General features: G+C 71.1%; 14 protein-coding genes. 6 read left to right on the top strand and 8 right to left on the bottom strand.

Annotated features, from left to right (window positions below; genetic code table 11):
- Positions 1-15: 15 nt before the first annotated feature.
- Positions 16-3672 carry a S8 family serine peptidase gene (locus ACTMMA_RS04820; protein ID WP_441188963.1) on the top strand — a complete coding sequence of 1219 codons (3657 nt, stop codon included), beginning with the start codon at positions 16-18 and terminating at the stop codon, positions 3670-3672.
- A gap of 184 nt (positions 3673-3856) precedes the next feature.
- Here the strand turns inward: ACTMMA_RS04820 and ACTMMA_RS04815 are convergent, their stop codons facing one another.
- The 6 genes from ACTMMA_RS04815 to ACTMMA_RS04790 all read right to left on the bottom strand — a co-directional run bounded on the left by ACTMMA_RS04815 (position 3857) and on the right by ACTMMA_RS04790 (position 10079).
- Positions 3857-4579 (bottom strand): DUF4097 family beta strand repeat-containing protein, encoded by a 723-nt coding sequence (locus ACTMMA_RS04815; protein WP_441188962.1) that lies wholly within the window; start codon positions 4577-4579, stop codon positions 3857-3859.
- Positions 4576-5232, bottom strand: a complete 657-nt coding sequence (locus ACTMMA_RS04810) for a response regulator (protein ID WP_441189085.1) — start codon at positions 5230-5232, stop codon at positions 4576-4578. The genes ACTMMA_RS04815 and ACTMMA_RS04810 overlap by 4 nt, the downstream gene beginning before the upstream one ends.
- Positions 5233-5291: 59 nt before the next feature.
- Positions 5292-6710: a sensor histidine kinase gene (locus ACTMMA_RS04805; protein WP_441188961.1), complete on the bottom strand. Its 1419-nt coding sequence runs from the start codon at positions 6708-6710 to the stop codon at positions 5292-5294.
- A gap of 130 nt (positions 6711-6840) precedes the next feature.
- Positions 6841-7914 (bottom strand): ArsA family ATPase, encoded by a 1074-nt coding sequence (locus ACTMMA_RS04800; protein WP_441188960.1) that lies wholly within the window; start codon positions 7912-7914, stop codon positions 6841-6843.
- Positions 7915-7962: 48 nt separating this feature from the next.
- On the bottom strand, positions 7963-8238 hold the full coding sequence (locus ACTMMA_RS04795) for a cory-CC-star protein (RefSeq protein WP_441188959.1): 276 nt from the start codon (positions 8236-8238) through the stop codon (positions 7963-7965).
- A gap of 47 nt (positions 8239-8285) precedes the next feature.
- Positions 8286-10079: a carbon starvation CstA family protein gene (locus tag ACTMMA_RS04790; RefSeq protein ID WP_441188958.1), complete on the bottom strand. Its 1794-nt coding sequence runs from the start codon at positions 10077-10079 to the stop codon at positions 8286-8288.
- Between the two features lie 195 nt (positions 10080-10274).
- On the opposite strand from ACTMMA_RS04790, the gene ACTMMA_RS04785 reads away from it, so the two are divergent.
- Positions 10275-10940: an alpha/beta fold hydrolase gene (locus tag ACTMMA_RS04785; protein WP_441188957.1), complete on the top strand. Its 666-nt coding sequence runs from the start codon at positions 10275-10277 to the stop codon at positions 10938-10940.
- Positions 10941-11006: 66 nt separating this feature from the next.
- Positions 11007-12374 carry an amidase gene (locus ACTMMA_RS04780; protein WP_441188956.1) on the top strand — a complete coding sequence of 456 codons (1368 nt, stop codon included), beginning with the start codon at positions 11007-11009 and terminating at the stop codon, positions 12372-12374.
- Between the two features lie 115 nt (positions 12375-12489).
- Here ACTMMA_RS04780 and ACTMMA_RS04775 read toward each other — a convergent pair whose 3' ends face one another.
- Positions 12490-13047 (bottom strand): helix-turn-helix domain-containing protein, encoded by a 558-nt coding sequence (locus ACTMMA_RS04775; RefSeq protein WP_441188955.1) that lies wholly within the window; start codon positions 13045-13047, stop codon positions 12490-12492.
- A gap of 110 nt (positions 13048-13157) precedes the next feature.
- On the opposite strand from ACTMMA_RS04775, the gene rfbA reads away from it, so the two are divergent.
- From rfbA to ACTMMA_RS04760, 3 genes are read left to right on the top strand one after another with little or no spacing between them, the layout of a single operon-like run.
- Positions 13158-14021 carry a glucose-1-phosphate thymidylyltransferase RfbA gene (gene rfbA / locus ACTMMA_RS04770; protein ID WP_441188954.1) on the top strand — a complete coding sequence of 288 codons (864 nt, stop codon included), beginning with the start codon at positions 13158-13160 and terminating at the stop codon, positions 14019-14021.
- 39 nt (positions 14022-14060) lie between these two features.
- Positions 14061-14330, top strand: coding sequence for a hypothetical protein (locus ACTMMA_RS04765; RefSeq protein ID WP_441188953.1), 270 nt, complete (start codon positions 14061-14063; stop codon positions 14328-14330).
- 10 nt (positions 14331-14340) lie between these two features.
- Positions 14341-15873: an ATP-dependent DNA ligase gene (locus tag ACTMMA_RS04760; protein WP_441188952.1), complete on the top strand. Its 1533-nt coding sequence runs from the start codon at positions 14341-14343 to the stop codon at positions 15871-15873.
- Here ACTMMA_RS04760 and ACTMMA_RS04755 read toward each other — a convergent pair.
- Positions 15860-17041: a CaiB/BaiF CoA transferase family protein gene (locus ACTMMA_RS04755; protein WP_441188951.1), complete on the bottom strand. Its 1182-nt coding sequence runs from the start codon at positions 17039-17041 to the stop codon at positions 15860-15862. The genes ACTMMA_RS04760 and ACTMMA_RS04755 overlap by 14 nt on opposite strands.
- Positions 17042-17089: the final 48 nt, after the last annotated feature.

Genomic DNA, 17089 nt, shown 5'->3' with positions numbered 1-17089 from the left:
AAGGGAGATATACGCGTGACATCAGCACACAGGGGCTCCGGCCCCCGCCGTGCTCTCACGGGTCTCGCCGCGCTGTCGTTGATGGGGGCCACGCTGGCTCCGCTCACGGCCGCCGCGGTCGAAGGACCCATCGCGCCGGGACCCACCCCGGCGCCTGAGAGCAAGATCCAGGACAACGTCCTCTCCGGTGTCGAGCAGACCCCGAACGCCTACTTCATCCAATTCGCCGGCGCGTCCGTCACCGAGGGTGGCTCGATCGGCGCCATCCAGGCCGAGCGTGAGGCCTTCCTCGCCGACGCAGCCGAGGCCGACGTCCAGGTCGAGGTCCGCCAGGAGTTCGGCTCCCTGTGGAACGGCGTGTCCGTCACCGCCCAGGCCGACGACCTCGAGGCGCTGGCCGCCTCCCAGGTCGTCGAGGCGATCTTCCCGGTCGGCATCATCGAGGCTCCCGAGCTGCCCGAGGGCACCGTCGACCCCGAGATGTTCACCGCGCGCGGCATGACCGGCGCGGACATCGTGGTCTCCGAGCTGGGCTTCACCGGTGAGGGCATCAAGGTCGGCATCCTCGACACCGGCATCGACATCGACCACCCCGACCTGGGTGGCAACGGCACGCCGGGCTCGACCCCCTTCCCCAGCGCCCGCGTGACCCACGGTTACGACTTCGTCGGCGACACCTACAACGCCGACCCCTCCACGGGCGCCTACCAGCCCAAGCCCTTCCCGGACAACAACCCTGACGACTGCCAGGGCCACGGCACCCACGTCGCCGGCATCGTCGGCGCGAGCGGTGAGGTCGACGGCGTCGCCCCCAACGTGACCTTCGGCGCCTACCGCGTCTTCGGCTGCAGCGGCTCCACCGACGCCGACATCATGCTGCACGCCATGGAGAAGTCCCTCGAGGACGGCATGGACGTGCTGAACCTGTCCGTCGGCTCGGCCTTCTCCTCCTGGGCGGAGTACCCGACCTCGCGGGCCACCGACGCGCTCGCCGCCGAGGGCGTCGTCGTCGTCGCCTCCATCGGCAACGAGGGTGACCTGGGTCTGCACGCCGCCGGCTCGCCCGGCGTCGGCACCGAGACCATCGGCGTCGGCTCCGTCGACAACGTGGCCTACATGTCGGCCGCCTTCACCGACGAGCTGGGCAACGAGATCCCCTACGTCGAGGCGGACGCCGGCCCGGTCCCGATGGACCAGACCGTTCCCCTCGTGGCCGTGCGCGAGGCCGGCTCCCCGGAGTCGTTCGGCTGCAGCACCGACCCCTACACGGACGCCGAGAAGGCTGAGATCGCCGGCAAGTGGCTCCTCGTGTCGCGTGGCAGCTGCTCGTTCTACGAGAAGTCCTACAACGCGCAGCAGGCCGGCGCCGCGGGCGTGGTCATCTACAACAACGCGCCCGGCGTCATCAACCCGACCGTCGCCGGCGACCCGCCCGTGACCGTCCCCGTCATCATGGTCTCCCAGACCGACGGCATCGCGCTGGCCAACCGCTCCCTCGCCGGCGAGGAGGTCACCGCGACCTTCACCGGTGAGACCACCTCGGCCCCCAACCCGACCGGTGGCCGGATGAGCGACTTCAGCTCCTACGGCCCGACGGCCGACATGCGGTTCAAGCCGGACGTCTCCGCCCCGGGTGGTTCCATCTACGCGACCTACCCGCTGGAGAAGGCCCCCTACGCCTCGCTCTCCGGCACCTCGATGGCCTCCCCGCACGTCGCGGGCGCCGTCGCGCTGATGCTCGAGGCCGAGCCGGGCCAGGCTCCGATGGAGATCAAGGAGCGGCTGCAGAACACCTCGGTCCAGCTCGAGTCCTACATCGCCCCCGGCTCGGGCTTCATCGACACCGTGCAGAAGCAGGGCGCGGGCATGATCCAGGTCGACGACGCCATCCTGGCCGACATCACCCTGGAGCCGGGTCTGATCCAGCTGGGTCAGCAGGCGGCCGGCGTCACGTCCACGCACACGATCACGCTGACCAACCGCACCGACAGCGAGCAGACCTACGCGGTCTCCACCGAGTCGGCGCTGGCCACCTCCGGCACCGCCCACGACTACGGCTACTACATCGCGGCGGCCGACGTCACCCTGGGCGCCGAGAGCGTGACCGTCCCCGCCGGTGGCACCGCCACGGTCGACGTGACGATCAGCCAGGTCGACCCCGACCTCATCTACGGCGGCTACGTCCACTTCACCTCCGGTGAGGACGTCTACACCGTGGCCTACGGTGGCTACTCGGGCGACCTGCAGGACGTCGAGGTCCTCACGGACTACTACACGACCAACGAGGCCGGCGAAACCGTCGTCGACTTCGAGCTGCCGGTCCTGGCCAAGCTCACCGGCTGCGAGTACTTCGTCGGCGTCGAGTGCACCGACGAGAACGGCAGCTGGAACGTCTTCCCCGAGGGTGGCGTGGACTACACCATGACCGACGGTGACGTCCCGAGCGTGGCCATGTCCTTCCAGCACCAGGCCCGCAAGATGGTCTGGACCGCCTTCGAGGCGAACGCCGACGGCACCAAGGGCGCGTCCCTGGGCGTCGTGAAGGAGGAGGACTACCTCTCCCGCACCGCGGCGATCAACAGCATCCGTGTCTACGTCTGGGACGGCAAGGTCGTCGCGGACAACGGCGCCCGGGTGCAGGTCCCCTCGGGTGACTACATCCTCCAGGTCGAGGTCACCAAGGCCCAGGCCTGGAACGACACCCGCACCGCGGCCGTCGAGTCCTGGGAGAGCCCGGCCTTCGGGATCGCCTGGGAGGACACCGCCGAGGAGTCGATGGTGACCCGTTACCTGGGTCAGGACCGTTACGCCGTGGCCAGCGAGATTGCCGTCGAGCACTTCCCGCAGGGCACCGACAAGGTCTACATCGCCTCGGGTCACGTGTTCCCCGACGCTCTGGCCGGCGCCCCGCTGGCCGGGACCGAGGAGCACCCGATCCTGCTCACCCGCTCGGGCAAGCTGCCCGCGCCGACCCGGATGGCGCTGCAGCAGCTCGCTCCGTCCGAGATCGTGATCCTGGGTGGGCCGGCGACCATCTCCGGTGCCGTCGAGGCCGACCTCGCCAACTACGGCGCGGTCAGCCGGATCGGTGGCGCGGACCGCTACGCGGTTGCCGCGAACGTGGCTGCGAACTACCCGACCAACACCGGCACCGTCTTCATCGCCAGTGGTCAGGTGTTCCCGGACGCGCTCACCGCTGCGGCACGCGCCGGCATGGAGGGTGCTCCCGTCATGCTGACCCGTGAGGGTGCCCTGCCGGGTGTCACGAAGGCCCAGCTCGACCGGTTCACCCCGGAGCGCATCGTCATCGTGGGTGGTCCTGCGACCATCTCCACCGATGTCGAGGCCGAGCTGGCCGCCTACGCCGACGAGGTCGTCCGGATCGGTGGCAAGGACCGCTACGCGGTGGCCGCCAACGTCGCGAAGCTGTACGACACCCCGACGGCCCAGGCGTGGATCGCCAAGGGCACGGACTACCCGGACGCCCTGTCCGCCGGTCCGATCGCAGCCATCAACGACAGCCCCGTCCTCCTGACGCGACCCACGTCGCTGCCGGGTGTGACCCTGTCGGCGCTGATGGACCTGCAGCCCAACGAGATCCACATCGCCGGTGGTTACGCCTCGGTCTCCGAGGCCATCCAGGACCAGCTCGGCGAGCTCGTCTACCCGTGAGGTCGGCTCTCAGCTGACCGACCACACCAAGGGAGCCCCCCGCACCACACCGGTGCGGGGGGCTCCCGCGCGTGTCCCGGCCCCTGCCACTGACCCCCTCTGCACGCCCTACGGGTTTGCTCGCCCACAGCGAGCAAACCCGTAGGGGCCCGGTGAGGGCTCCGTCGCCGCCAGAGCCGCGATCTCAGTCGTTCGTGATCCGGATGTCGCCCACGTTGGTGCTCACGTCCACCCGGTATGGCGAGTCGGCGTCACGCGCGACCTCCACCACTTCTGCGGCCACGTCGGAGCGGGTCCGCACGTCGTAGGCCACCTCGCCCGGCAGCCTCAGCTCGACGTCGCCCACGTTGGTCTGCACGGTCACCTCCGAGGCCGGATCGGCCAGATCCACGTCCACGTTGCCGACGGACAACCGCACGTCTACGGTCGACGGGCTGCCGGTGAGCGACACGTCCCCGACCGACCCCGACACAGCCACCGGACCGGTGACCTCCTCGAGCCGCACGTCCCCGATGACCTCGGTCAGGTCCAGGGAGGCACCCTCGGGCACGACGATCGACCAGTCGGCGTGGCACCGCTTCAGCACACCCTGCGGGCAGGACAGGTCCAGCACCGTCGTGCCGTCCGCGGCCTCGGTCACCCGCGCCTGCGGGTCGGTGAACGAGGTCGTCTGCTCGATCTCGATCCCCGGCGTGGAGCCTTCCCGGATCGTGACGGTCCCCGGCCCAGGGGTGAGCCGCAGGCCCGTCGATCCTTCGGGCCAGGCCAGCTCGACCAGCTCGGTGCTGCGCACCAGCGCCGGCGTGGCCGACACCACGCTCCCGGCCACCATCAGCGCGGTCAGGCCGGCCCCGAAGGCCCGCAGCGTCCCGTAGCCCGCGCCTGCCCCATATCCCGCCCTGCTCACTCATCCTCCCCGTGCTCGAGCCACTGCAGCACCGCCAGCACCCGCCGGTGGTCCACATTCGTCGGCGCGAGGTCCAGCTTGGCGAAGATCGACGACACGTTCTTCTCCACCGCACCCTCCCCGATGAACAGCTCCTTGCTGATCGCGTTGTTGCTGCGTCCCTGCGCCATGAGCCGCAGCACGTCGTGCTCGCGGGGCGTGAGCCGCTCCAACGGGTCCTGGTTGCGGGCGCGCGACATCAACTGGCTGACGACCTCCGGGTCCAACGCGGTGCCGCCCCCGGCGACCGTGTGCAGCGCGTCGATGAAGTCCTGGGTGTCGGCGACGCGGTCCTTGAGCAGGTAGCCCACGCCCTTGGCGCGCCCTGCGAGCAGCTCGGTGGCATAGCGCTCCTCGACGTACTGGCTCAGCACCAGCACCGCCGTCTCCGGCAGCTCGGCGCGGACCTTCAGCGCGGCCTCGATCCCCTCGGAGGTGAAGGTCGGGGGCATCCGCACGTCGACGACGACCAGGTCGGGACGGTGCTCGCGCACTCTGGTCAGGAAGGTCTCCGCGTCCGGGCAGGCGTCGACGACCTGCAGCCCCGCGGCCTGGAGCAGCCGCACGAGCCCGTCGCGCAGCAGCACGGAGTCCTCGGCCAGGATCACCCGCAGCGGCGCCTCTGCCTGGCTCTCCTCCGGCGACGTCTGCGGGGTATGGGGTGCGTGCTGGCTCATGCGTTCCTCCGGCCCCGCACCGGGAGCGTGATGGCGACGGTGGTGCCACCGCCGACGGGTGAGTGGACGTGCAGGTCGCCGTCGACGGAGGCGACCCTTTGCTTCAGACCGGTCAGGCCGCTGCCCGCGCCGACGACGGCCCCGCCCGCGCCGTCGTCGGTGACGGTGATCGCGAGCCGGTCGCCCTGCAGGGTGCGGGCCAGACCGAGGTCGACGGTCGCCCGCCGCGCGCCGGCGTGCTTGGCGATGTTGGTCAGCGACTCGGACACGCAGAAGTAGGCGATCGCCTCGATCGTCGGGTCGAGCCGCTCGTGCAGCCGGCTGTTGACCGTGACCGGCACGGGGCTGCGGTCCGCGAGCGCAGACACGGCGGCGTCCAGGCCACGGTCGGCCAGGATGGGCGGCACGATCCCGCGGGCGACCTGGCGCATCTCGGTGATGGCCTCCTTGCTCGCGGCGTGCGCCTCGTCCAGCAGCGCCCGGGCCGCCTCGGGGTCGCGGTCGAGCTGGGTCTGCGCCAGGCCCAGGGTCATCGCGATCGAGACCAGCCGCTGCTGGGGGCCGTCGTGCAGGTCGCGCTCGATCCGGCGCCGCTCGGCCTCGACCGAGTCGATGGTCTCTTCACGGGTGGTGGTGAGGGTGTCGACGCGCTGGCTCATCTCGCGCAGCTGCCGCTGAGGGTCGACCCCGAGCAGCCAGCGTCCGAGGGCCACGTCGACCATCGCCAGACCCCGTGCGAGGAAGGGCACGAGGACCAGAAGCGCCAGACCGACGAGCACGGCCGCCGCATACCCCACCGGGCCCTGCACCGTCGTCAGCCAGATCCGCACCGCGCCGTCGGGAGCGGCGGTGGCGATGAACGGCACGATGACCAGGCTCACCGCCTGGGTCAGAAGCCCCAGCACGATCGCCCCGGCCAGCAGTCCCCACAGGCCCTGCAGCGCACCCCACCCGACGGCCTGCAGACGGGGCTGGTCCAGCCCGAGCGCCCGCCGCCACCGCACCGTCGTGCCCGGGGCCGGCGGCCCTATGTCGGTCCCGGTGAAGGCCCGCAGGACGTGTCGCTCGAGACGCCCCAGCCCCCAGAAGCCCCAGATCGCCGGGACCAGCATGAGCAGCCCGACCCCGGCGGCCGGGATGCTGAAGAACCCGACGGTCGCCAGCGCGAGCAGGGTGATCGTGAGGACGGACATCAGGGCGCTCGGCCCCCGCAGGGCCACCGCCCACCAGCCGTCGATCCAGCGCGCGACCCACCCGACGACCCCGCTGGCGGGGCGAGGAGTCAGGTCACGGGCAGGCTTGGTCGCCAGGTCTCCGGACCGTCGGGCGTCGGAGCCCGCCGGGCCTCCTGGCAGCACCGCGTCCGCAGGGACGGGGTCGCGGGGGCCGTCGGTGGACGGCGTGAGCGTGAGCATGTCTCAACCGTAGTGATCCTCCGCCCTGACGGGCAGGGCGCTCACCACCGGACCGGGGTAGGGATAACCCCCGTCCGCAGCCATCTCTCGTCATACAGACCGTGTCGCCGGTCGCGAAAGTAGGGGGGGATCAGGCCAGGTGCCGCGCGAACGCCATGAGCCCCTCGGCCCCGACGACCTCGCCCGGCAGGAGCGGCACCTCCACCACGGGCAGCTTCGGCAGCGACGAGGCGAGCTGGGCGAGATAGCCGTTCTCCACCTCGTGCCGCGCCGCCAGCAGCTCGCCACCGTCCATGGGCGAGCGCTTGTTGACCACCAGCGCCGCGACCTGCATCGTGGCCCGCGACAGCTGCTCGGCCAGCTCGATGGTCTCCAGCACCGGCAGCCGCTCGGCCGCCAGCACGATCACGAAGGACGCCCGCGCGGGGTCCTGCAGCACGTCGCGCAGCGCCCGGAAGCCGGCCTGCCGCCGGTCCAGGATCTCCCGGATCTCCATGTCCCGCCGCGCCCGCCGGTCCTGGGTCCTGCGCGGCCCGATCGAGGTCCGCGAGCCGGGGGTGCCCGTCACCCCGGTCGCATCCGGCAGTCGCCGCGACCCGATCAGCTCGGCCGCGTCGTAGTCCGCCCCCTCCAGCCCCCGCAGCGCCGCGCCGAAACGCGCCGACCGGTCCTGCCGCCGCAGCAGCCCCTCGGTCCAGGCCTGCATGAGCTCGGGCAGCGCGAGCAGCCGCGCGGTGTGCCCGCTGGGGGCGGTGTCGAAGATGATCAGCTCGCCCTCGCGCCGGTCGGCGACGACCTCGGCGATCCGCTCCAGCAGCGCCGCCTCGTGGGTGCCGGGAGCGTCGCGGGCCAGGTTGAGGTGCTTCTTGACCTCCCCCTGCAGGTGCTCGGGCATCAACCGCTGCATGGTCACCTGCACGGCCGACAGGTGCTCCTCGGTGGTGCGCTGCGGGTCCAGCTCCAGCCCCCGCAGCCCGGGCGCCAGCTCGACCGGCACGTCCCCGATCCGCCGCTGCCACAGGTGCCCCAGGTTGTGCGCCGGGTCGGTCGAGACGACCAGCACCGGGCGCCCCGCGCGCGCCTGCGCCAGCCCGAGCGCGGACGCGACCGCGGTCTTGCCCACCCCGCCCTTGCCGCCGATGAAGAGGACCTCGCGCTGGGAGGCCAGCTGCTGGAGCACGCCGGTGGTGGTCGGGGAGGTCATGGGCGCCTTTCGGGTGGGCAGCGATCGGGCGGCGGTGGGGCCGGGGCTTCAGCAGCAGGAGAAGTGGTCCAGCGGGGAGCGGTCCAGCCCCATTCGCCGGTGCCAGTCGTGGAACTGCTCGTAGACGATCGGCAGCAGCTCGACCGTGTAGTAGCTCACCGGGTTCGGCACCCCCAGCGCCTCGGCCATCACGATCACCATGAACAGGTCGTCCTCGTCCTGCTGCGCGCGCGCGAAGGTCCGCCGATACGGCCCGCTGTAGAAGTCGCGCAGCCCCGCGGCCACCTGTGAGAGGCGGCTGCGGGGCTGCGGGTCGTTCGTCATGCCTCGAGGGTATGCGGTGCTCTCGCCCCGCACTCCCTCGGTGCCTTCTACCTGTGGTCGCCCGGGCGACGGTCGCCCTGGCCCCGCAGGTGGTGGTGCCCGGCGTCGGAGTCGTCGTGGTCGGACGGACCCTCGCCACCGATGGCGATCTCGGCCGCCGACATCGACAGCAGCTCCTTGTCGTCGTCGCCCTGGTAGTCGCGGGCGCTCTTCATCGCGGCACCGGCCTCGACGAGCACCCAGAGGGCGGCCACGAGGATGACGATGTCGAGGACGAGGAGCAGCCAGTTCTTGGCCTCCCAGAAGGTGCCCAGCTGGATGACCAGCGCGAAGATCGTCATCACGCCGACGAAGAACAGCGGGATGAGCGCCGGCAGGGCGGTGCGGCCACGGCGCAGCAGCATGATCGCGATGATCGACAGGGTCAGCGCGGCCATGAGCTGGTTGGTGGTGCCGAACAGCGGCCAGATGAGCATGCCGCCCGAGCCGTCGGCGCCCGCGCCGAAGGTCAGCGCCAGGGCGATGCCGACCGCGATGACGGTGGCGATGCCCTTCTTGAGGCTGACGCCGGCGATCTCGCCGATCTCCTGGACGACGAAGCGCTGCAGACGCACGCCGGTGTCCATCGTGGTGGCCGCGAAGAGGATCGCGGTGGTCGCCATGATGGTGGCCGACAGCGACTGCGGCAGGCCCAGGCCGGCCTCGACGATGTTGCCGCCACCCTCGACGAAGGCCGCGACGCCGCCGTCGTTGAACTTCTGGTAGACGCCCTCCCAGTCGGACAGGGTCGCGAAGCCGGCGGTGGTGGCGATGATCGCGCCCAGGGCCAGCAGGCCCTCGCCGACGGCACCGAAGTAGCCGACGAAGCGGGCGTCGCTCTCCTTGTCCAGCTGCTTGGAGCTGGTGCCGGAGGAGACCATCCCGTGGAAGCCGGAGATGGCACCACAGGCGATCGTCACGAAGAGCAGGGGCACCAGCGACGGTGTCCCGGCGGGGACGTTCTCGTTGTAGGCCGGGGCCACGATCTCCGGGCGGGCCAGCAGGACCGAACCGTAGAGGATGCCCAGCGCGATGAACAGCTGCAGACCGTTGATGTAGTCGCGCGGCTGGAGCAGCATCCACACCGGCAGCATCGAGGCGATGGCGGCGTAGACGAACAGCAGGATGATCCAGACCGACTTGGCCGGCAGGCCCATGACGGTCTCGGGCAGCGCCAGCGGGTTGTTGTCACCGATCCAGATCAGCGCGTAGAGCGCGACCACGCCGACGACCGAGACGAGCGGCAGGCTCATCTTCCAGCGGTAGATCGCCTGGCCGACGAGCAGCGCGACCAACAGCGCGCCCCAGGTCGGGATGACCGCGCTCGGGGTGGCGATGAGCAGGTTGGCGATGACGACCGAGAAGGCCGCGTTGACCATGAGCAGCAGCAGGAAGATGACGACCAGGAAGAGGTTGCGGCCGCGGGCGCCGATGTAGCGGCCCGAGAGCGCACCGATCGACTGGCCCTTGTTGCGGACCGAGGCCCACAGCGCGCCGAAGTCGTGCATGCCGGCGAAGAAGATGGTGCCGATGGTGACCCACAGGAAGGCGGGGAACCAGCCCCAGATGACGGCCACGGCCGGGCCCACGATGGGGGCGGCGCCGGCGACCGAGGTGAAGTGGTGGCCCCACAGCACGTACTTGTTGGTGGGGACGTAGTCGACCCCGTCCTCCAGCTCGTGGGAGGGCACGGGACGCGAGTCGTCGAGGGCGTAGATCTTGGACGCGAGGAACTTCGAGTAGAGGAAGTAGCCGGCCAGGATCATCGCCACACCGATGAGGGCGAGGACCAAGGAGTTCATGGCGGTGCCGATCTGCTCAGGGGATAGGGGGCAACGAACGGTCCGACCATATCGAGGGGCCAGTGTGACGAAAGTCATCCAGTGAGAAACCTGAGAAAAAGTTATGCAGTTGTGACCTCACCCCCTTGCGCAGCAGGAAAACCGGCGCGAGAACCCCATACCCCGCCGGTTCCTTGACGCGGCGTCAGGCGTAGGTTGGACACGGACTACCGCGGCTACGGCGAGCGCCGTGGCTCCGGCGGCCCCTACACCATCGACCAGATGGCCCAGGACGTCCTGGAGCTCGCCGACGACATCGGCGCCAAGACCTTCTCCCTCGTCGGTCACTCGATGGGTGGCTCGGTCATCCAGCGCGTGGTCGCCCTGGCTCCCGAGCGCGTCGAGGCCATCGTCGGCATCTGCCCGACCCCCGCCTCCGGCCGGGTCCTGGACGACGAGGGCCGCGAGCTCTACGAGTCGGCCGCCCGCGACGACACCGGGCGCGAGGCCATCATCGACATCACGACCGGCAACCGCCTGTCCGCCAAGTGGATCGACAAGCTCGTCTACTGGAGCCACGCGCAGAGCGACGCCGAGGCCTTCGAGGGCTACTTCCACGCCTGGGCCGACACCGACCACGCGGCGCAGGTGCCGGTGGGGCGCGTCCCGGCGCTGGCGATCACGGGTGAGTACGACCCGATCGCGACCGAGGAGTCGATCCGCCAGACGTGGCTGCCGCTGCACCCGGACAGCGAGGTCGAGGTGCTGACCAACTGCGGTCACTACCCGATGTATGAGACGCCCATCGCGCTCGCCACCCGCATCGAGACCTTCCTCTACCTGGTCGCGATGAAGGGCGAGGAGGCCGCGCAGACCGCCTGACGCGCCACCTACGCTGACCCGGCCGACAGCCAGCGACCACCGCACCCCTGGGCGTATGGTCCGACCATGACCACCCGCCCCGCCCTCCTGAGCGCCGTCGAGCTGGGCGCCGCCTACGCCACCGGGGAGCTCTCGCCGGTCGAGGTGCTGGCCGACGTCCAGGCCGTGATCGACGAGCGCGAGCCCGAGCTCAACGCGCTCTACGAGCGGGACGACCCAGACCTCCTCCACGCCCGCGCCACCGAGTCAGCGGACCGCTGGGCGCGCGGCACCCAGCGCGGTCCGCTCGACGGCGTGCCGGTCACGCTCAAGGAGAACATCGCCCGCGCCGGCCGCCCCATGCCCGCCGGCAACGCCGGGGTCACGCCGGTCGTGCCCGAGGTCGACTCCCCGATCGCCCGTCGCGTCGACGAGGCGGGGATGCTCGTGCTGGGCTCCACCGTCATGCCCGACTGGGGGATGCTCTCCTCGGGGGTGTCGAGCCTGCACGGCATCACCCGCTCCCCGCTGGACCCGACCCTGACCACCGGCGGCTCGAGCTCGGGCGCGGGTGCCGCGGCCGCCGCCGGCTACGGGCCGCTGCACGTCGGGACCGACATCGGTGGCTCGATCAGGCTCCCGGGCACCTGGCTGGGCCTGGCCACGCTCAAGCCGAGCGCGGGCCGCATACCCCTCCACAGCCCGTATCTGGGTCGCGTCGCTGGCCCGATGGCCCGCAGCGCCGCCGACTGCGCCCTGCTGATGTCGGTGCTCTCAGGGCCCGACCCGGTCGACTGGACCAGCCTGCCGGCGCAGGACATCGACTGGCTGGGTGGGGAGCCGAATCTCACCTCCGTGCGGGTCGGGGTCTGGACAGACTCGGGGTATGGGGCAGCTCCCGACCCCGAGATCGTCGCCGTGGTGCGGGCGAGCGCCGAGCGGCTGGCCGCCGCCGGGGCCGAGGTCGTGGAGGTGCGCCCGTGGCTGACCCAGGACCTGCTCGACGGGGTCGACGTGTTCTGGCAGGCGCGGTCGTGGGCAGACTTCTCCCGGCTCGCACCGGAGGCGCAGGAGCGGGTGCTGCCCTACATCGCCGACTGGGTGAGGCGCGGCGCCGACGTGGACGGGACGGCGCTGATAGACGCCTACCACTGCTTCGGGGCGGTGCAGGCCCGGACGGTCGCGGCCTGGGCCGCCGCGGGCGACCCCGACTTCATCGTCTCACCGGTCGCGCCGTGCGCGGCCTTCCCCGCCGAGCAGCCGATGCCATATCCCGACCACGGGCGCGGGATGTGGCACATCAACTTCACGATGCCGTGGAACATGACCGGCCAGCCGGCTGGCACCGTCGACGCCGGGGCGATGGCTGACGGCCGGCGGGTCGGGGTCCAGGTGGTCGGGCGTCCGTTCGACGACGTCGGCGTTCTGCGGGCGACGCGGTGGCTGGAGGCCTGATCGACGATCCGCGAGATCAGGCGCCGGAGCGCTGGTGCCGGTCCGGGCGGGCGCTCCGGCCCGGAGGGCGTGGCAGCCACACCCCCATGGGTGGGGGGATCTCGCGGATCGTCGATCAGTCCGTCGAGAGGTCGGTCAGCTCGACGTAGGGCGGCTCCGGCAGGAGGAGGGCCTCGTCGACCGACCGAAGGCGGGGGTCCACCGTGTCCAGGAAGAAGGGGAGCGGGCCCAGCACATCCATGATCGCGCCGTAGGCATCTGTGAAGCGCTCGGACGGCACGTCGACCTGGAAGCGGATCCCGTCATCGGGACCCTCGTCACCCTCGACCACCCGTCCCACCACCCAGACCCTGGTCGCACCGATGGCGAGCAGCGCCTCGACGAGCTGATCCTGGTGGCGCAGGACGAGTGCTCCCAGCGGGCCGCCCAGCTGCGTGTCGTCGGTCACCCGGCGGACGAGCGTCAGGGCGACGTCGAAGCCCAGTCCGTGCAGGAGGCGGCGCAGGGTGCCCAGGGACGGATCCCTGGCACCCCTCTCGTAGTCGGAGAAGACGCTGGGGGCGATCCCGCACAGTCGACCCGCGGCCCGTTGGGTCAGACCCTTGCGATGGCGGGCTGCGCGCAGGATGGCGCCTGGATCGGGCCCCACGGGCTCCGTGGAGACGATCTGCATACCTGATTGCGGTAGATCTGGTCGCTGCATACCTGATTGAGCCACGGATGAGGGCATTCCCGCAGGAGAGGGCCCGGAGCCTGTGGACACGGTCCCAGTAGGTTGGGGCCATGCGCGGGATCTTGCTGGCAGGAGGGACGGGTTCGAGGCTGCACCCGATCACGATCGGGGTGAGCAAGCAGCTGGTGCCGGTCTACGACAAGCCGATGGTCTACTACCCGTTGTCCACGCTCATGCTGGCCGGGATCCAGGACGTGCTGGTCATCACGACGACGCACGACGCTCCCCAGTTCGAGCGGCTGCTGCAGGACGGCTCGCAGCTCGGCATCAACATCACCTATGCGCAGCAGCCGAGCCCCGACGGGCTGGCGCAGGCCTTCATCCTCGGCGAGGACCACGTGGGCGACGACACCTCCTGCCTGGTGCTCGGCGACAACATCTTCTACGGACCTGGCCTGGGCACACAGCTGCGCCAGCACCAGGACATCACCGGTGCTGCCGTGTTCGGCTACCAGGTCTCGAACCCCTCGGAGTACGGCGTCGTCGAGTTCGACGACACAGGTCGCGCGATCTCGCTGGAGGAGAAGCCGGCCGACCCGAAGAGCCGGTATGCCGTCCCCGGCCTCTACTTCTACGACAACCGGGTCGTGGAGTGGGCCAAGGAGCTCAAGCCCTCCGCACGTGGCGAGCTGGAGATCACCGATCTCAACCGTCGCTACCTGGAGGCCGGGGAGCTGGAGGTCACGGTCCTGCCTCGCGGCACCGCCTGGCTGGACACCGGCACCTTCGACTCGCTCAACGACGCGTCCAACTTCGTGCGCACCCTGGAGGCCCGGCAGGGGCAGAAGATCGGCTGCCCCGAGGAGGTGGCCTGGCGGATGGGCTTCATCGACGACGCCGGGCTCGCCGAGCGTGCCGAACCGTTGCTGAAATCCGGCTACGGCCAGTACCTGCTGGGCCTGCTGGACGGTTGACGTCGCGCGGAGCGGACGACGGGTGGAGGATCGTCACCTATGAGCGCTCCCTTCGACGACACCCGCCGCCCCGGTGACGAACCCCTCGATCCCTGGGCCGAGGATGAGGCCCGCCGACGTGCGGAGCAGGAGGACCGCTGGGTCTCCGAGCAGGGTGGCATGGGCCCCATCCCGAGCCGCACCTGGGCCAAGGGCAACACCCGGGTCACGGTCGGTGGCTGCTGCCTGCCCCTGCCCCTGGGTTGCCTGACGACGCTGGTCGCTGCCGGGGTGGTGGCTGCCGCCTCGGCGGCACGCCGGCGGGCCTGACGAGGCCACGATGCGTCTGGCCACGATCATGGAGACCTCCGCGGCGGTCTCGGCCACCAGATCGAGGACGGACAAGACCGCGCTCCTGGCCGACACCCTCCGGCTCGCGGGGGCAGAGGGCGAGGACCGCCTGATCGAGATCGTCGCGGACTACCTGGCCGGCACCTTGCCGCAGCGCACCGTCGGCGTGAGCTGGCGAGGTCTGCGCTCCCTGCCAGATCCGGCGACCCAACCCACCCTGACGGTCCTCGAGGTGGACGAGGCGCTCACCCGACTGCGGTCCCTGAGCGGCCAGGGATCTGCGGGCGCCCGTGGTGCTGCGGTCCGGGACCTCTTCTCCCGGGCCACCGAGCAGGAGCAGCGCTGGCTCGTCGGGCTCATCACCGGGGAGCTGCGTCAGGGCGCCGGTGACGGTGTGCTCCTGCCGGCCATCGCCCGGGCCGCGGACGTCCCCGAGACGCTCGTGCGCCGTGCCGTGATGCTGGCGGGTCTTACCGGACCCGTCGCCGCCGCTGCCCTGACCGGGGGCGCCCCGGCGTTGGAGCAGATCTCGCTCGAGGTCGGACGACCCCTGCGGCCGATGCTGGCCGGGTCCGAGCCTGACGTCGCGGCCGCGGTGCCCGGTGATCGTGAGCTGGCCGTCGAGACCAAGCTCGACGGCATCCGGCTCCAGATCCACCTCGACCGCGAGGCCGAGCATCCGGTCAGGCTCTTCACCCGCAGCCTGGACGAGATCACCGACCGCCTCCCCGAAGTGGTCGAGGCCGTCCTCTCCCTCCCTGCGGCCCGTGCCGTCCTGGACGGCGAGGTCATCGCGCTGCGCCCCGACGGGAGGCCGGAGCCCTTCCAGGTCACCGGGGCGCGGACCGCCTCGAGCGCCGACCCGGCCGAGCTGGCCCGCACGACTCCCGTCACCACATACCTCTTCGATCTGTTGCACCTGGATGGCCGAGACCTGGTCGACGAGCCGGCGACGACCCGGTGGGAGGAGATCGACCGGCTGGCCCCGGGCCTGGTCGTGGACCGTCTGCTCACCGCCGACATCCAAGAGGCGGAGAGCTTCTTCGGTCAGGTCCTCGACCGGGGCCACGAAGGCGTGGTCGTGAAGGACCCGCAGGCGCCCTACGCGGCCGGTCGACGCGGGGCGGGTTGGGTCAAGGTCAAGCCGCGTCGCACGGCTGACCTCGTGGTCACGGCCGTCGAGTGGGGCAGCGGGCGGCGCAAGGGCCGGCTGTCCAACATCCACCTGGCCGCGCGAGACCCCGACAGCGGTGAGCTCGTCATGGTCGGCAAGACCTTCAAGGGCATGACCGACGCCATGCTGGCGTGGCAGACCGAGCGCTTCCTGGAGCTCGAGACCTCCCGCGACGACTGGGTGGTGCGCGTCAGGCCCGAGCAGGTCGTGGAGATCGCCTACGACGGCGTGCAGACCTCACGGCGCTATCCGGGCGGCATCGCGCTGCGCTTCGCCCGCGTGCTGCGCTACCGGGACGACAAGACCGCCGACGAGGCGGACACCCTGGACTCGCTCAGGACTCCTTGACCCAGGCCCGCAGCGACTCGCCGTGCTGGTCGAGCAGCGGCGGGGTCGCGTGGTCGGTCTTGGTGACCTCGGTGCCGTCGGCCTCGAAGAAGCGCAGCGGCGGCCCGGGCAGCTGGATCGGGCCGAGCGTGGGGTGCTCGACGTCGATGAGCAGGCCCTGGGACCGGGTCTGGTCCCACTCGTAGACCTCCTGCAGGTCGCGGACCCGCCCGGAGGGGACGCCTGCTGCGGCGACGCGGGCCAGGACCTCCTCGCCGGAGATGTCGGCGAAGGTCCGCTCCAGCAGCTCGATGACGGCCGGCCGGTTGGCGACCCGCTCGGAGTTGGTGGCCATGCCCGGGGTCTCGGCGTCGATGCCGAACTCGGCGCACAGCTTGCGCCACAGGCCCTCGTTGCCGCAGGCGATCTGGACGGCGCCGTCGGCGGCGCGGAAGAGGCCGTAGGGGCAGATCGAGGGGTGGTGGTTGCCCTGCGCGCGGGGCACCTCCTTGGCCACCGTCCAGCGGGTGCCCTGGAAGGCGTGCACGCCGACGAAGGAGGCCAGCAGCGAGGTGCGCACGACCTGGCCCTTGCCGGTGCGCTCGCGCTCCAGCAGGGCGGCCAGGACGCCGTAGGCGCCATACATGCCCGAGAGCAGGTCACCGATCGGCACCCCGACCCGCTGCGGGTCCTCCGGGCCGGAGCCGGTCATCGACATCAGTCCCGCCTCGCCCTGGGCGATCTGGTCGTACCCGGGCCGCCCGCCCTCGGGCCCGTCGTGGCCGAAGCCGGAGATGGCCAGGACGACCAGGCGGGGATTGAGCTCGAGCAGGGTGTCGGTGGGGAAGCCGAGACGGTCCAGGACGCCGGGGCGGAAGTTCTCCATCAGCACGTCGCTGCGCTTGATCAGCTCGGTGAGGATCTCCTTGCCCTCCTCCGACTTCAGGTCCAGGGCGATGGACTCCTTGTTGCGGTTGCAGGACAGGAAGTAGGTCGCCACGTCCGCGCCGGTGGAGTCCTTGACGAAGGGGGGGCCCCAGATGCGCGTCTCGTCACCGGTCCCGGGCGACTCCACCTTGATCACGCGTGCGCCGAGGTCGGCCATCATCATCGCCGCGTGCGGCCCGGCGAGGGCGCGGGTGAGGTCCAGGACGACGGTTCCGGCGAGGGGTCCAGGGTGTGCGGCCACGGCGATCTCCTTGTATGCGGTGCGTCTCCGCCCATTCTGGCGCAGGGC

Source organism: Ornithinimicrobium panacihumi, assembly GCF_052073805.1.
Taxonomy (GTDB): domain Bacteria; phylum Actinomycetota; class Actinomycetes; order Actinomycetales; family Dermatophilaceae; genus Ornithinicoccus; species Ornithinicoccus panacihumi.
Note: the sequence above shows the minus strand (reverse complement) of the source record. Positions and strands in the feature narration are given on the sequence as shown.

Coding starts and splice junctions, on each gene's coding strand:
- ACTMMA_RS04805 (WP_441188961.1), bottom strand. CDS start 6,710: ATGCTCACGCTCACGCCGTCCACCGACGGCCCCCGCGACCCCGTCCCT.
- ACTMMA_RS04800 (WP_441188960.1), bottom strand. CDS start 7,914: ATGACCTCCCCGACCACCACCGGCGTGCTCCAGCAGCTGGCCTCCCAG.
- ACTMMA_RS04795 (WP_441188959.1), bottom strand. CDS start 8,238: ATGACGAACGACCCGCAGCCCCGCAGCCGCCTCTCACAGGTGGCCGCG.
- ACTMMA_RS04790 (WP_441188958.1), bottom strand. CDS start 10,079: ATGAACTCCTTGGTCCTCGCCCTCATCGGTGTGGCGATGATCCTGGCC.
- ACTMMA_RS04780 (WP_441188956.1), top strand. CDS start 11,007: ATGACCACCCGCCCCGCCCTCCTGAGCGCCGTCGAGCTGGGCGCCGCC.
- ACTMMA_RS04775 (WP_441188955.1), bottom strand. CDS start 13,047: ATGCAGATCGTCTCCACGGAGCCCGTGGGGCCCGATCCAGGCGCCATC.
- rfbA (WP_441188954.1), top strand. CDS start 13,158: ATGCGCGGGATCTTGCTGGCAGGAGGGACGGGTTCGAGGCTGCACCCG.
- ACTMMA_RS04765 (WP_441188953.1), top strand. CDS start 14,061: ATGAGCGCTCCCTTCGACGACACCCGCCGCCCCGGTGACGAACCCCTC.
- ACTMMA_RS04760 (WP_441188952.1), top strand. CDS start 14,341: ATGCGTCTGGCCACGATCATGGAGACCTCCGCGGCGGTCTCGGCCACC.